13 protein-coding genes are annotated in these 15,421 nt (G+C 65.9%); 10 read left to right on the top strand and 3 right to left on the bottom strand.

The genetic code is table 11. The annotated features are described in order from the left end of the window. Window positions 1-91 precede the first annotated feature (91 nt). Both ACFYOW_RS04250 and ACFYOW_RS04245 read left to right on the top strand, forming a co-directional pair. Window positions 92-1,369, top strand: a complete 1,278-nt coding sequence (locus tag ACFYOW_RS04250; protein ID WP_387284376.1) for a glycosyltransferase — start codon at window positions 92-94, stop codon at window positions 1,367-1,369. A gap of 26 nt (window positions 1,370-1,395) precedes the next feature. Then, window positions 1,396-2,124, top strand: a complete 729-nt coding sequence (locus tag ACFYOW_RS04245) for an ABC transporter permease (protein WP_387286001.1) — start codon at window positions 1,396-1,398, stop codon at window positions 2,122-2,124. 73 nt (window positions 2,125-2,197) lie between these two features. Here the strand turns inward: ACFYOW_RS04245 and ACFYOW_RS04240 are convergent, their stop codons facing one another. The 3 genes from ACFYOW_RS04240 to ACFYOW_RS04230 form a co-directional block, all read right to left on the bottom strand. Beyond that, a complete protein-coding gene (locus tag ACFYOW_RS04240; RefSeq protein ID WP_387284374.1) occupies window positions 2,198-2,989 on the bottom strand; it encodes an SDR family NAD(P)-dependent oxidoreductase in 792 nt (263 codons plus the stop codon). Window positions 2,990-3,088: 99 nt separating this feature from the next. Further along, complete coding sequence (locus ACFYOW_RS04235; RefSeq protein WP_387284372.1) at window positions 3,089-3,655, bottom strand: TetR/AcrR family transcriptional regulator; 567 nt, start codon at window positions 3,653-3,655, stop codon at window positions 3,089-3,091. Window positions 3,656-3,751: 96 nt separating this feature from the next. Continuing rightward, window positions 3,752-6,556 carry an aconitate hydratase gene (locus tag ACFYOW_RS04230; protein ID WP_387285999.1) on the bottom strand — a complete coding sequence of 935 codons (2,805 nt, stop codon included), beginning with the start codon at window positions 6,554-6,556 and terminating at the stop codon, window positions 3,752-3,754. A 346-nt stretch (window positions 6,557-6,902) separates the two neighbouring features. On the opposite strand from ACFYOW_RS04230, the gene ACFYOW_RS04225 reads away from it, so the two are divergent. The 8 genes from ACFYOW_RS04225 (at window position 6,903) to ACFYOW_RS04190 (ending at window position 15,366) form a co-directional block, all read left to right on the top strand. After that, entirely contained in the window at window positions 6,903-7,478 is a 576-nt protein-coding gene (locus ACFYOW_RS04225; RefSeq protein ID WP_387284370.1) for a DUF6676 family protein, read from the top strand. A 264-nt stretch (window positions 7,479-7,742) separates the two neighbouring features. Continuing rightward, the gene (locus ACFYOW_RS04220; protein ID WP_387284368.1) at window positions 7,743-9,161 is read left to right on the top strand and encodes an NlpC/P60 family protein; all 1,419 of its coding nucleotides are present in this window, start codon (window positions 7,743-7,745) and stop codon (window positions 9,159-9,161) included. Window positions 9,162-9,318: 157 nt separating this feature from the next. Then, window positions 9,319-10,542 carry an AAA family ATPase gene (locus ACFYOW_RS04215; protein WP_387284367.1) on the top strand — a complete coding sequence of 408 codons (1,224 nt, stop codon included), beginning with the start codon at window positions 9,319-9,321 and terminating at the stop codon, window positions 10,540-10,542. A 53-nt stretch (window positions 10,543-10,595) separates the two neighbouring features. Beyond that, window positions 10,596-11,546 (top strand): DUF58 domain-containing protein, encoded by a 951-nt coding sequence (locus ACFYOW_RS04210; RefSeq protein ID WP_327101666.1) that lies wholly within the window; start codon window positions 10,596-10,598, stop codon window positions 11,544-11,546. Next, on the top strand, window positions 11,543-12,547 hold the full coding sequence (locus ACFYOW_RS04205; RefSeq protein ID WP_387284364.1) for a VWA domain-containing protein: 1,005 nt from the start codon (window positions 11,543-11,545) through the stop codon (window positions 12,545-12,547). Before ACFYOW_RS04210 ends, ACFYOW_RS04205 begins: the two co-directional genes overlap by 4 nt. 97 nt (window positions 12,548-12,644) lie before the next feature. Then, entirely contained in the window at window positions 12,645-13,361 is a 717-nt protein-coding gene (gene fabG1, locus ACFYOW_RS04200) for a 3-oxoacyl-ACP reductase FabG1 (protein WP_040691902.1), read from the top strand. A gap of 72 nt (window positions 13,362-13,433) precedes the next feature. Beyond that, complete coding sequence (gene inhA / locus ACFYOW_RS04195; protein ID WP_387284362.1) at window positions 13,434-14,273, top strand: NADH-dependent enoyl-ACP reductase InhA; 840 nt, start codon at window positions 13,434-13,436, stop codon at window positions 14,271-14,273. A 16-nt stretch (window positions 14,274-14,289) separates the two neighbouring features. Then, the gene (locus tag ACFYOW_RS04190; protein WP_387284360.1) at window positions 14,290-15,366 is read left to right on the top strand and encodes a ferrochelatase; all 1,077 of its coding nucleotides are present in this window, start codon (window positions 14,290-14,292) and stop codon (window positions 15,364-15,366) included. Window positions 15,367-15,421: the final 55 nt, after the last annotated feature.

The raw sequence follows: 15,421 nt of genomic DNA, 5'->3' as shown, positions 1-15,421 counted from the left end.
CTGTACTGACACATCGCCGCCGTGCGGAGCCCTCAATTCTGTGGAATATCCGGTCGGCGTCGTCAGGGGACCCGATACCGAAAGAGCCGCCGTGAAAATTGCGATTCCGCTCACCGGAACCCGCGGTGATGTCCAGCCCGTCGTGGCGCTTGGACTCGAGCTGCGTCGTCGCGGCCACGATGTGCTGCTCGGGGCGCCGCCGAATCTGGTCGAATTCGCCACGGCCACCGGGCTTGCCGCCCTCGCCTGCGGACCGGATGTGCAGCAGCTCTACAGTTCGGACGCCGGGCAGCGAGCGCTGGCCGCGGGCAACACCTTGCGGTTGATGCAATTGGTAGCCCGGCAGATGGCCGATTATGCCCAGCAGATGAATCGAGAAGTCATCGACGTGTGCAAGGGTGCGGATCTGATCGTGGCGAGCACGGTCACCGAGGATCGCGCGAGTTCGGTTGCGGAGGCAATGGGGATTCCGCTGGTAAGCCTGCACTATTTTCCCTGCCGGAGTAATGGCGCATATCCTTTTCCGGGTGCGCTGCCGCCGCGGTGGAATCCGCCCGCGGCCGTGAATCGTGCGACATGGGCGGTCGCGGAGAATCTGCGCCGGGTGGTGTTCATGCGTTATCTCAACGATCTACGCGCGACGCTCGGGCTGCCGAAATCGCGGGCGAGTACCGCAGCAGTATTGGCACGTGCGCATGTTCCCGAGGTGCAGATCTACGATCCGGCGTTGGTTCCCGGATTGCCCGAACAATGGGATGGGCGTAGGCCGTTCACCGGATTTCTGACGCTCGATCACGCCGCCCGCGAGGCCGTCGGCGATCTGGCCGGCGACCACGCGGGCATTCTGTCGTGGATCGAGGCGGGGGCGCCGCCGGTGTTCTTCGGATTCGGCAGTATGCCCATTCGGGATACGGCCTCGGTGCTGGCGATGGTTATCGAGGTGTCTGCTCGTTTGGGTGTGCGTGCTTTGGTCAGTGCGGGATGGAGTGATCTGGATATTGCCGATGCGCACGCAGGGCCGAATGTGAAAGTTGTCGGTCCGTTCGCGCACGATCTGGTTTTTCCGTATTGTGCCGCGGCGGTGCATCACGGCGGTATCGGGACGCTGTTCGAGAGTCTGCGCGCCGGATTGCCGACGCTGGTGTGCTCGGTGTCGTTCGAACAACCGATGTGGGGCGGGCAGGTCGAGCGGCTCGGTGTGGGTGCGCATCTGCCGTTCACGCGAGTGACCGAAGCCCGGCTGGAACAAGGCGTCGCGTCGCTGCTGGCGCCCGAACGCCGCTCCCGCGCCGCAGAATTCGCGAAGACGCTGAGCGCCGAGGACGCCGCCGCCCGCACCGCCGACATCATCGAAGCCGCCGCCCGGTGACCGACGTCTTCGCCGACACCCTCGTCATGTTCCGCCGCTGTGCCCGGCACACCTTGCGCAGCCGCGACACCCTGATCATTTCGCTGCTCATGCCGATTCTGGTGATGCTGCTGTTCACCTACGTCTTCGGCGGTGCCATCGATGTCGGCGGACCCTATATCGACTATGTGGTGCCCGGAATCATGTTGCTGTGCACGGGTTTCGGCTCATCGATCACCGCCACCGCCGTCTCCACCGATATGACGAGGGGCAGCATCGACCGCTTCCGCACCCTGCCGATGTTCCGTCAGGCCGTGCTCGCAGGCCACGTCGCCGAGGGCGTTGTCCGCAATCTCGCGGCCATCGCGATCGCGGTCACGGTTGCGCTCGCACTCGGCTACCGTCCCCAGGCGGGACCACTCGGCTGGCTGGCGGCCCTCGCGGTAATCACCCTGTTCGTCACCGCCATCTCCTGGATCGCCGTCGCGCTCGGCCTGGTCGCCAAGAATCCGGAAGCCGCCGGCGGCCTCACCTACGCCATCATGTTCATCCCCTATATCAGCAGCGCCTTCGTCCAAACCACAACCATGCCCCACTGGCTGCGCGGCTTCGCCGACTACCAACCCGCCACCCCCATCATCGAAACCGTGCGCGGACTCCTGAACTCCCTGGACACCGGCCACAACGCCGCCCTCGCCCTCCTATGGTGCACCGTGCTCGGCACCCTCGGATTCGCCGGTGCCGGCATCGTATTCAGTCGCCTGTCGCACAACTGACCAGCTTCTACGCGCCGTCGGCGAAGATCGAGGCGACGAGTATTGCGGGAATGCGTCGCATCCGTCGTAGGGCTCAGCGCATATTGCGGTGACCAGCGGCTAGTTCGGTCATTACCTTGTCGGCGCCGAAGAGACGCTGGACGCGGCTCGAGAGATTGGGGGCGATCATGGCCAATGTCGCGCCGAGGCGGACCGGGAGGGGGGCCACGTCGGTTTCGGCGATGTTCCGTTCGATCGCTCGGACCACGGCGTTCGCAACGTCTTCCGGACTTCGGGTGCCGACGCCCGGTGGTACGGCCGCGCCGGATTTGACGAACATGCCCGCGTCCCTGACGAATCCGGGGTAGATCGAGGAGACACCGATGCCCCGGCTTTGCAGGTCGGCGCGTAAGGCCAAGGCGAAGCCGCGCAGTCCGAATTTGGTCGCGTTGTACATCGCCGCCTTACCGGATGCGACCTTGCCGGACAGGGAGTTGATGAAGACCAGATGTCCCTTTCCGCGTTCGGCCAGCTGCGCACCGGCGAGGCGGGCAAGCACGATGGGGGCGCGCAGATTGACCTCCAGCGCCCGATCGATTTCGGTCAGCGAGTAGTCGAGCAGGTCGCCCGAACCGGGCAGTGCGGCATTGGCGATGACGACATCGAGGTCACCGGCCTCCTCGAGCAGCTTCTCGGCACCACCCGGCACGGCGAGGTCCGCGACCACCGCCCGCCCGCCGAACCGGGTCGCGACCTGGTCGAGTGCTTCGGCTCGCCGTCCGGACAGCACTACGTTCGCACCCCGCGCGGTGACCGCGGCGGCGATCGCGACCCCGATCCCGCCCGTCGCGCCGGTGATCAGGACTCGTGCTCCGTTCAGTTCCATGTCGACGAGTATTGTCGAGATTCCGCATTCCGTGACGCATCCGCGGTTGCCGGGTGTCGTCGTGACCGGATGGTCGGCGCGGCGGATGCCGCGGCTGACTCACTCCTTGCGGCGGACCGAGGCTTCTACGAGATCCAATACGGCCGAAAGGTTTTCGTTGGTGTGCCCGGACGCGATGCGGGCGATGAGCCCGTCCAGCACGAGGTCCAGATATCCGAGCAACACGTCGGTCGGGACATCGTCGCGCAAAGCGCCTGCGGCCTTGCGGCGTTCCAGGCGGGCGAGGGTGGCGGCGGTCAGTTCGGCGGAGCGCTGGGTCCAACTCGCACGGAATTCCGGATCGGTGCGCAGGCGGCGCGCGATCTCCAAACGGGTTCCGAGCCAATTGAATTGCTCCGGGTGGGCGAGCATATCGCGCATGACCTGCACCAGACCCTGATTGGCCGCGACATCGGCCATGCGGTCGGCATCTTCTTGGGCCAGCGCGAGGAACAGAGCGTCCTTGTCCCGGAAATGGTGGAAGATCGCGCCGCGAGACAGGCCGATGGCCTCTTCCAGGCGGCGCACGGTCGCACCGTCGTACCCGTACTCGGCGAAACAGGCCCGCGCCCCGTCCAGAATCTGACTACGCCGGGCGGCGAGGTGACCATCACTGACTTTGGGCATTTCGGCGGGCTCCTCCGAGCGAAGCGGGCAATGCAATGTGAAGAGGTCCGCGCACCGCGGGTAATGCGGTGCGCGGACCTACTACAGCACAGTCGTTCAGCCGCGAATCATGTTGCGCAGCACGTACTGCAGGATGCCACCGTTGCGGTAGTAGTCGGCCTCACCGGGGGTGTCGATCCGGACCACCGCGTCGAAGGTGACGACATCACCGTTCTCCTTGGTGGCGGTGACCTTCAGGGTCTTCGGAGTCGCACCCTCGTTCAGCTTGGTGATGCCCTCGATATCGAAGGTCTCGGTGCCGTCCAGCTTCAGCGACGCGGCCGACTCACCGGCCGGGAACTGCAGCGGAATTACGCCCATGCCGATGAGGTTCGAGCGGTGGATGCGCTCGAAGGACTCGGTGATGACGGCCTTCACACCCAGCAGCGAGGTGCCCTTGGCGGCCCAGTCACGCGAGGAACCCGAACCGTACTCCTTACCGCCGAGCACGACCAGCGGGATGCCGGCGGCCTGGTAGTTCTGCGAGGCGTCGTAGATGAACGCCTGCGGGCCGCCGTCCTGGGTGAAGTCGCGGGTGTAACCGCCCGAGACATCGTCGAGCAGCTGGTTGCGCAACCGGATGTTGGCGAAGGTGCCGCGGATCATCACCTCGTGGTTACCGCGACGCGAGCCGTAGGAGTTGTAATCCTTGCGCTCGACGCCGTTGGCCTCCAGGTACTGGGCGGCCGGGGTGCCCGGTTTGATGTTGCCCGCGGGGGAGATGTGGTCGGTGGTGACCGAATCGCCGAGCAGCGCGAGCACCCGGGCGCCCTTGATATCGGTGACCGGCTCCGGCGTTTGCGGCATGCCCTCGAAGTACGGAGGCTTGCGGACGTAGGTCGACTCCGCGGCCCAGTCGAAGGTCTTGCCCTCCGGGGTCGGCAGCGAACGCCAGCGCTCGTCGCCCTTGAAGACGTCCTTGTAGTCCTCGAGGAACATATCGCGGGAGATGACCCGGTCGATGGTGTCCTGGATTTCCTGCGGCGCGGGCCAGATGTCCTTCAGGAACACGTCGTTGCCGTCGGTGTCCGTGCCGAGCGCGTCGTTCTCGAAGTCGAAGTCCATGGTGCCCGCGAGCGCGTAGGCGATGACCAGCGGCGGCGAGGCCAGGTAGTTCATCTTCACGTCGGGGGAGATGCGGCCCTCGAAGTTGCGGTTACCGGAAAGCACCGCGGTGACAGTCAGGTCGTTGTCGTTGACCGCCTTGGAGATCTCCTCCGGCAGCGGACCGGTATTGCCGATGCAGGTGGCACAGCCGAACGCGACCAGGTTGAAGCCCAGCTTGTCCAGGTACGGCCACAGGCCGGCCTTCTCGTAGTAGCCGTTGACGACCTGCGAACCCGGCGCCATGGAGGTCTTCACCCACGGCTTGCGGGTCAGGCCCTTGTCCACCGCGTTGCGGGCCAGCAGGGCCGCGCCGATCATGACCGACGGGTTGGAGGTGTTGGTGCAGGAAGTGATCGAGGCGACCACGACCGCGCCGTGGTCCAGCACGAAGTCGCCGTACTCCTCGGTGGAGACCTTGACCGGCTTGGACGGGCGGCCCACCGAACCGTTCGCGGCTGACGGCAGCACGGCGTCGTCGTCGGCGAAGGACAGCACCGCCGGATCGCTGGCCGGGAAGGACTCCTCGATGGCCTCGTCCAGGTGGGTGTGCGGGGTGGTGGCGGCCGGACCGGTCTCCGCGTCACTGGTGTAGTTGTGGATGTCCTTGCGGAAGGCGGTCTTGCTCTCCGACAGCAGGATTCGGTCCTGCGGACGCTTCGGACCGGCGATGGACGGCACCACGGTGCTCAGGTCCAGCTCCAGGTACTCCGAGTAGGCGGGCTCCTTGTCGGCATCGTGCCAGAGGCCCTGCTCCTTGGCGTAGGACTCGACCAGCGCGACCTGCTCGTCGGAGCGACCGGTCAGCTTCAGGTACTCGATGGTGACGTCATCGATCGGGAAAATGGCTGCCGTGGAACCGAATTCGGGGCTCATATTGCCCAGGGTGGCGCGGTTGGCCAGCGGTACTTCGGCCACGCCCTTGCCGTAGAACTCGACGAACTTGCCGACGACGCCGTGCTTGCGCAGCATATCGGTGACGGTGAGCACCACGTCGGTGGCGGTCACGCCCGGGTTGATCTCACCGGTCAGCTTGAAGCCGACCACGCGCGGGATGAGCATGGAGACCGGCTGGCCCAGCATGGCCGCCTCGGCCTCGATTCCGCCGACGCCCCAACCCAATACGCCGAGGCCGTTGACCATCGTGGTGTGCGAGTCGGTGCCGACGCAGGTGTCCGGGTAGGCCTGGCCGTTGCGGACCATGACGACGCGCGCCAGGTGCTCGATATTGACCTGGTGCACGATGCCGGTGCTCGGCGGGACGACCTTGAAGTCGTCGAAAGCCGTTTGGCCCCAACGCAGGAACTGGTAGCGCTCGCCGTTGCGCTGGTATTCGATGTCGACGTTGCGCTCGAAGGCGTCCGCACGGCCGAATACATCGATGATGACGGAGTGGTCGATGACCATCTCGGCGGGGGCGAGCGGGTTGACCTTGTCCGGGTCGCCGCCGAGGGTGGCGACGGCCTCGCGCATGGTGGCCAGGTCGACGATGCAGGGCACACCGGTGAAGTCCTGCATGATCACGCGGGCCGGGGTGAACTGGATCTCGGTGTTCGGCTGAGCCGACGGATCCCAGCTCGCGATGGCGCGGATGTGATCGGCGGTGATGTTGGCGCCGTCCTCGGTGCGGAGCAGATTCTCCGCGAGGACCTTCAGTGCGTAGGGGAGTTTTTCGGTACCGGGCACGGCCGAGAGACGGAAGATCTCGTAGGAGTTGCTTCCGACCTCGAGGGTGCCCTTGGCGCCGAAAGTATCGATACTTGTCGTCACGTCAGCTCCACTCGTCTGTGAGGGTGGCCGCGGGCGGGGCTGTGCCCGCGGCTGGTTTTTTCGAGCGACTTGCAGGCAGTCGCTACGGTTACGTGTTCGGAGGGTCCCAGCGCTGGAACGTACTGGCTCCTCGCGGCTTCGAGCCTAACAGTACGCTTGTCCTGTGAAACGCGCGGGTGCCGTTGAACGCGCCGTCGGAAGGTGAGCCGACACTCCGTCGCGTACTGTGCTTTCGAGTTGTTCGGGGTGACCGGTGGGCTTGCACCGGTTCACCCTGCAGTGTTGGATGCCCGTCGCCTCGCGTGCCGATGCGGCTCGACAGACCGGATGGAAGATGACCGTCTCGCACACCTCGGTGTTCACGCCTATGCGCGCCGAACTCCCCCCTGGTATCGACGACAAGACGTTGACCCAGATCAAGGAGGATGTGGTCGACAATCATGTGGCCACGCCGAAGGGGAAGGATCAGGACGCACTCGAGGCGGTCGTCGCCGATGCTCGTGCCCACGGCATCGAGCTCAGCATCGTGGTGATTCCCGGTAATCCAGGCCACGACTCCAATCTACGGGACCTGGCCACCGAGGTCGGCAAGACCGAGCACGGAACCGTTGTGGTGTTCAGCGACGACTGGGTCGGCACCTACAGCGATTCGATCAGCCGGGTGAAGCTGGAGCGGGCCGAGGACCTTTCCAAGAGCACGCAGGGGCATTCGGCGCAGGCGGCGCAGCTTTTCGTCGATCAGCTGGAACGGCCGGAGACGTTCTCCTGGACCGTGATCACCAGTGTGCTGCTTGTCGGCACGGCGGCGGTGGTCGGCGGACTCTACTGGGTGAAGTCCCGCCGTTCTGCCGAGCGGGCTGTGCCGGTAGGAGTTTCGGGTCGCGGCGACGACCGGGATCCCACCTCGTAGCGAGCATTCGCTCAGTTACTTTTCCTGTCGGTCGGTTTGTTTTTGCCAACCGAATCCCCGTACCCATCTGGCTATTTCTCGGCAACGGCCAAATTACGCGGCTGTAGTTCTGTTGCCGGAGTTTCTTTAGTGAATGATGTGTCGTACGGTTCGAATGATGACTGATGGGGAAAGAGTGTTCAGAGAGCTATCTGTGCACCACTGAGCGTGATGGTTCGCAGGGGGCTCGTGAGGTTTAGCCTGGTCGGGTCCTTGGGAGGTGCGATGCGCAACAACGGCGTTGCCGGTTCTCGGCGTCCGCTGTGGGTCGCTCTGGGGTTGCTGGTGACTGTCGCTGTGCTCGTCACGGCCGGGCCGGTCGCTGCGGTGCCGCCTGCCCCGCCCAACCCGAGCGATAGCCAGATCGCCGACGCCGGAGCACAAGTCGACGCCAGAGTGACCGAGGTCGGCGCGCTGATCAACCAGGTCGCGGTGACAGATCAGAAGCTGCAGGAACTCGACGGCGCGATCGCCCAGAAGCGCGAAGAGGTGAACAAGGCCCTCGTCGATCTGCAGGACGCCCGCGACGCCGCCGACGCGGCCGCGGCCGCGGTCGTGCGGACCCAGCGCGAACTGAGCGATGCCGGAGCCCAGGTCGACCAGGCCAGACGCAACTTCGACCAGTTCGCGGTGCAGGCGTACACCCGGCCCGCCGCGACCTCGATGGTCACCTATCTGTCCTCGGCCACTCCGGATGTCGCCCTCAGCCGCGCCCGGGTGCTCACGCTGGTATCGAAGAATCAGCAGTCGGTGCTCGACTCGTTGCGCCGCGCCCAGATCGAACAGGGCAATAGGAATGCCAGTGCGCGCCAAGCGAAATCGGCCGCCGACGCGGCCGCCGCGGTGGCCGAGCAGAAGAAGACCGACGCCGAAAACGCCGTCGCCGCCGTGAAAGCCGAACAAGATCAGCAGGCAGCGCAGCGGGAGGGCCTATTACGCGAGCGCGCGGTGGTGCAGGGCCGTCTCGACCAGGCGCGCGCGAATGTGGCCGGGCTGCAAGGACAACGCGAGGCCTATCTGGCCTGGGACGAACAGCGCAAGGCCGAGGAGGCCGCCATCCGCGCGGCCGCCGCGGCCGCCGCCGCCCGTGCGGCCCAGGACCAGGCCGCCAAGGAACGCGCGGCACAGGCGGGCGAGGGGAAGCGGCCGCATATCCAAATGGAGGATTCGCCGTCGCCGCGCCAGACCCGCCCGCGCGTCACCATGCCGTCCATCGGCGGCTCCGAGGCGATCGAAACCGTGGTCGATCGGGCCATGTCGCAGTTGGGTGTCGTCTATGCCTGGGGTGGTGGCGACGAGGACGGGCCGACCCTCGGCATCCGCGACGGCGGTGTCGCCGACAGCTACGGCGATTACAACAAGGTCGGCTTCGACTGCTCGGGTCTGATGATCTACGCCTTCGCCGGCATCGGCGTCTCACTGCCGCACTACAGCGGCTATCAATACAACGCGGGCACCAGGGTGCCCGTCGCCGAGCGCAGCCGTGGCGACATGCTGTTCTGGGGGCCGAACGGCAGCGAACATGTTGCGCTCTACCTCGGAAACGGGAAGATGGTGGAGGCGCCGCAGTCCGGCGAGGTGGTACGGGTGTCTCCGGTGCGCGAGGGCGGCATCATGCCGTACGCGGTGCGGATCGTCTCGTAACCCCTAGGCTCGTCTGGTAACCCCCAGGCTGGGCCGCACGCCGCGAACCCGACCGTGAACCTGTTGATTTGCCGTGATCTCGGGTCCGGTTGCGGCATATGCGGCCATTACCTGGAATAGTTGTGGCAGCACGCACAGGACCAAAGCGAAAGCGGGGATGTTGGTGACTTCGACGGACGGTGTGAGCGGGGCAAGTTTGGCGAAAGAGGCCGCTGCTCCCGCACCCAGCACCCTGGAGCGTGACGTCCAGACCCTGGAGAAGGCGATATACGAGGTCAAGCGCGTTATCGTCGGCCAGGACCGGCTCGTCGAACGGCTGCTCGTCGGGGTGCTCGCACGCGGCCACGTACTGCTCGAGGGTGTGCCGGGTATCGCCAAAACCCTTGCGGTGGAGACCTTTGCCAGGGTGGTCGGCGGTTCGTTCGCCCGCGTCCAGTTCACCCCCGACCTGGTGCCCACCGACCTGATCGGTACCCGCATCTACCGCCAGGGCCGCGAGGAATTCGATACCGAACTCGGCCCGGTCGTCGCGAACTTCGTGCTCGCCGACGAGATCAACCGCGCGCCGGCCAAGGTGCAGTCCGCACTGCTCGAGGTGATGGCCGAGCGGCATGTGTCGATCGGTGGCAAGACCTACCCGATGCCCGATCCGTTCCTGGTCATGGCGACCCAGAACCCGATCGAGAGCGAGGGCGTGTACCCGCTGCCCGAGGCGCAGCGCGACCGCTTCCTGTTCAAGGTGGTCGTCGACTATCCGTCGGTGGAGGAAGAGCGCGAGATCATCTACCGGATGGGTGTCACCCCGCCGGAGGCCAAGCCGATCCTCGAGCCGTCCGAGCTGATCCGCTTGCAGAAGGTGGCCGCGAATACGTTCGTGCACCATGCGCTGGTCGACTACGTGGTCCGGGTGATCGCGGCGACCCGCAAGCCCGGCGATTTCGGCATGCAGGATGTGGCGAGCTGGATCGCCTATGGTGCCTCGCCGCGCGCCAGCCTCGGCATCATCGCCGCGGCCCGCGCCGTCGCGCTGATCCGCGGCCGCGACTATGTGGTGCCGCAGGATGTCGTCGAGGTTATTCCGGATGTGCTGCGCCACCGTCTGGTGTTGTCCTACGACGCGCTCGCCGATGAGATCAGCCCCGACGATGTGATCAAGCGCGTGCTGCAGACTGTCGGCCTGCCGCAGGTCGCGCCGCAGGCGGTCGCACCCCAAGGAGCCGGGGCACAGCCGCAGGCCGCACCCGTTCCGGCCGCGTCGCCCGCTATGGGTCCGCACGGGGCGCAGCCGCCGATCCCGCAGCCGCCCACCCCCCAGGACGCGGTGCCGCAGCCGCCGGTCGCGCAGATGTCTCCGGCCGCCGGCAATAACCAGCCGAAGTGACCTCGGCATCGGCTGTGCCTGATTTTCCACAAGACGGGGTTCCACCAGTGCCGATGTCCCCACATGCACCACCGTCTTTCCGATCGGGCGAACTGTCCGACCCCAAGCTGACCGCGGCGCTCAGAACGCTGGAACTGACCGTCCGTCGCCGTCTCGACGGTGTTCTGCACGGCGACCACCTCGGCTTGATTCCGGGCCCAGGCTCGGAGCCGGGCGAGGCAAGGACCTATCAGCCGGGCGACGATGTGCGCCAGATGGATTGGTCGGTCACCGCTCGCACCACCCATCCGCATGTGCGGCAGATGATCGCGGACCGAGAACTCGAGACCTGGATGGTGGTCGATTTGTCGGCCAGCCTCGACTTCGGTACCGCGCTGTGCCAGAAACGCGATCTGGCCGTCGCGGCCGCCGCGGCGATCACCCACCTCACCAGTGGCGGCGGCAATCGGATCGGTGCGGTCGTCGCGACCGGTGAGCAGTTGACCCGCATTCCCGCGCGCAGCGGCCGGGTGCACGCGCAGTCGATGCTGCGCGAGATCGCGACGACGCCGCACGCCCCCGACGGTGTGCGCGGCGATCTGCGCGAGGCGATCGAATCGCTGCGCCGCCCGCAGCGCAAGCGCGGACTCGCGGTGGTCATCAGCGACTTCCTCGGTGATATCAACTGGCAGCGCTCACTGCGCGCCATCTCCGCGCGCCACGATCTGCTCGCGGTGGAGGTGCTCGATCCGCGCGATCTGTCGCTGCCCGATGTGGGTGATGTGGTGCTGCACGATCCCGAGACCGGGCGCACCCGCGAATTCAGCGTGACGCCTTCGCTGCGTGCCGATTTCGCTGCCGCCGCCGAACGTCATCGTGTTCAGGTCGAACAGGCGCTGCGTAGTTGCGGCGCACCGGTGCTCACCCTGCAGACCGATCGGGACTGGATCTCCGACGTGGTCCGGTTCGTGTCCACCCGGCGCCACGCATTCGGCGCCCCGAGCGGACGGGCGCCGCGCCAGTGAGTATTTCGCATTTCACCGCGCTGGTCTGGCTCGGTTTTCTCGCCGTGGTCGTACTGATCGCGTTGGGCTATATCCTCGTTCAGCGCAGCCGCCACCGGCACATGCTGCAGTTCACCAATATGGAGCTGCTGGAGAAGGTCGCCCCGTCGCGGCCGAGTCCGATGCGGCATGTGCCGATTGCGCTGATGCTGGTCGGTCTGGTGTTCCTCACCATCGCGGCCGCCGGGCCGACCGCCGTCAAGAAGGTGCCGCGCAATCGCGCGACAGTCGTTCTGGTGATGGACGTTTCGCTCTCCATGGAGGCGACCGATGTGCCGCCGTCGCGACTGAAGGTGGCGCAGAAGGCCGGTAAGGAATTCGTCGACGGGCTGCCGCCTGGTATCAATCTCGGCTTCGTCACCTTCGCAGGCACCGCCTCGGTGATGGTGCCGCCGACGACGAACCGCGAGGCCGTCAAGGCGGCCATCGACAACATCAAACTCGCCGAGCGCACCGCCACCGGTGAGGGCATTCTCACCGCGCTGCAGTCGATCGACACCATCGCCACGGTGCTCGGTGGTGCGGAAACGCCGCCGCCCGCGCGCATCGTGCTGATGTCCGACGGTAAGCAGACGGTGCCCGACGACAAGGATGTCGACAACCCACGGCACGGTTTCACCGCGGCCCGCCTTGCTAAGAACAAAGGCGTTCCGGTATCGACGATTTCGTTCGGTACCTCATGGGGCACGGTGGAAATTCCGGACCAGGACGGCAGGGGCGCTCAGCGCGTCAAGGTGCCTGTCGACGACGACGCGCTGCGCGAGATCGCCAAACTCTCCGGCGGCGATTTCTATACCGCCTCGAGCCTGACCGAGTTGACCGCGGTCTACGACACGCTCGAAGAGCAGATCGGTTACGAGATGACCAGGGGCGATGCCAGCAGACCGTGGCTTTTGCTCGGCATGCTCGTTGTCGCTGCCGGTGTAGTTACCGGCTTGCTCTATCGTCAACGCCTGCCGTAGTCGTCAATGCCTGCCGTCGCGACGCGCCCGGTTCTACATAGAGCACTATGTGTGGCCCGGGCGTGGCGCACGAACCCGAACAGATAGGTTGGTCTTCATGTCGAACATCACATCCCGGTCGGTCCTGGTGACCGGTGGCAACCGCGGTATCGGACTCGCGGTCGCGCAGCGTCTGCTTGCCGATGGGCACAAGGTGGCCGTCACGCATCGTGGGTCGGGGGTTCCGGACGGTCTGTTCGGTGTGAAATGCGATGTGACGGACAGTGATTCGGTCGATGCCGCCTTCACCGAAGTGGAGCAGCATCAGGGGGCGGTCGAGGTGCTGGTCGCCAATGCGGGCATCACCGACGACACCCTGCTGATGCGGATGAGCGAGGAGCAGTTCACCAAGGTCATCGATGCGAACCTGACCGGTGCGTTCCGCTGCGCCAAGCGTGCCAACCGCGCCATGCTACGGGCACGCTGGGGTCGGATGATCTTCCTGGGCTCGGTGGTCGGTCTTGCCGGTCAGGCCGGACAGATCAACTATGCCGCGTCCAAGGCCGGTGTCATCGGTCTAGCTCGCTCGGTCACCCGTGAACTCGGTTCGCGCTCGATCACCGCCAATGTCGTCGCGCCCGGCTTCATCGAGACCGATATGACTGCTGAGCTGCCCGACGATCTGCGCGATATGGCGAAGAAATTCATTCCGCTGCAGCGGCTCGGCGAGCCCGAGGATGTCGCGGCCGTGGTCAGCTTCCTCGCTTCCGAGGATTCGCGCTACGTGTCCGGCGCGGTGATCCCGGTCGACGGCGGCATGGGCATGGGCCACTGACCCAACCGACAACCGGCGTGTTCGGCGGTCGCGTAACCAGTTGAACTTCGACTACAGGAGAACCGAAAACCCATGGGCGGATTGCTCGAAGGCAAGACCATCCTGATCACCGGCATCATCACCGATTCCTCGATCGCGTTCCACGCGGCGGCGGTCGCGCAGGAGCAGGGCGCGAAGGTGATCATCACCGGCATTCCGGAGCGGCTGCGGCTGATCGATCGGATCGCCAAGCGGCTGCCGCAAGAGGTCGCCCCGGCCATCGGCTTGGACGTCACCAGCGAGGAGAATTTGGCCTCGCTGCCGGAGCAGCTGCGCGAGCTGGCCCCCGAGGGCATCGACGGCGTCCTGCACTCCATCGCCTTCGCGCCCAAGACCCTGATGGGTCCGGACGCAGTGGCCTTCCTCGACGGCCCCGGCCCCGACGCCGCCAAGGCCTTCGAGATCTCGGCTTGGTCCTACGCCTCGTTGGCCCGCGCCGTGCTTCCCGTGATGAACGAGGGCGGCTCCATCGTGGGCATGGACTTCGACCCGCGCACCGCCATGCCGTACTACAACTGGATGGGTGTGGCCAAGGCTGCCCTGGAATCGGTGAACCGCTACGTGGCGCGGGAAGTCGGCAACGCCAAGAAGGTCCGCTCGAATCTGATCGCCGCGGGCCCGATCAAGACCCTCGCTGCCAAGGCCATCGCGGGCACCGCCACCGACGACGCCAAGCAGCTGAACATGCTCAACGAGTACTGGGATGGCGCCTCCCCGATCGGCTGGGATGTCGACGACCCGAGCGTGGTCGCCAAGTCCATCGTGACGCTGCTGTCGGACTGGCTGCCCGGCACCACCGGTTCGATCATCTACGTCGACGGCGGCGCCAGCCACAACACGTGGTTCCCGGAAAACGGATTCGCCGCCAACTGAAGCCGCAGGAGGAGCCGTGGCCGCGGATGCCGCCGCCGGGAAAGTGGATGCGCTGCTACTGCTGTCCTTCGGCGGTCCGGAACGCCCCGAGGACGTGATGCCGTTCCTGGAGAATGTCACGCGGGGGCGGAATGTGCCGCGCGAACGTCTCGAGGAGGTCGCGCAGCATTACCTGCACTTCGGCGGTGTCTCCCCGATCAATGCGCTCAACCGCGACATCATCGCCGCGGTGGAGCGCGAATTGGCCGGTGCCGGAATCGAATTGCCGGTGTACTTCGGTAACCGCAACTGGGATCCGATGGTCGAGGACGCCGTCGCACGCATGGCCGCCGACGGTGTGCGGTCGGCCCTGGTGTTCCCGACCTCGGCGTGGGGTGGATACTCCGGCTGCCTGCAGTACGACGAGGACATCGCAAGGGCGCGTGCCGCTTTCGGGCCGGACGCGCCGGAACTGGTGAAGTTGCGGCAGTACTTCGATCATCCGCTGTTGATCGAGGCGTTTGCTGCGGCGATTCGTGCTGCGGTTGGTTCTCTTCCCGCAGAGCGCCAGGAAGGCGCTCGACTGGTGTTCACTGCGCACTCGATACCGGTATCGGCCGATATTTCCGCGGGACCGCCTGCCGACGGTGGCCGTCTGTACAGTCGTCAGGTCGCCGAGGCCGCCCGATTATGTGCCGCCGCAACGGGATTCGCCGATTATGACCTGGTGTGGCAGTCCCGCTCCGGGCCACCGCGGATCCCTTGGCTCGATCCGGATATCGTCGATCATCTCGAGGATCTGTCCGGCAAGGGTGTGGATGCGGTCGTGGTCTGCCCGGTCGGGTTCGTCTCCGATCACCTCGAGGTCATCTGGGATCTGGACAACGAAGCCAGGAAGAAGGCGGAGGAACTCGGCATGGCGTTCGCCAGGGCCGCCACCCCTGGCACCGATCCCCGCTTCGCCCAGTTGGTCGTCGAACTGATCAACGAGCACCTGACCGGTACATCGCCACGCCGACTCGGCGACATTCCAGGCTACGGCTGCACCGTAAACGGTGCCTCGTGTGCAATCGACTGCTGCACCCCGCCGCGACGCCCCGCCACGACAACCTAGCTTTCGAAGGGACGTCGATGGCACCAGCCCGACGCGCCGTCAGGTTGCGTCGCTG

The organism is Nocardia sp. NPDC006982 (assembly GCF_042869435.1).
GTDB lineage: Bacteria > Actinomycetota > Actinomycetes > Mycobacteriales > Mycobacteriaceae > Nocardia.
The sequence above is the reverse complement of the archived record's forward strand: the minus strand, read 5'-3'. Positions and strand labels throughout refer to the sequence as shown.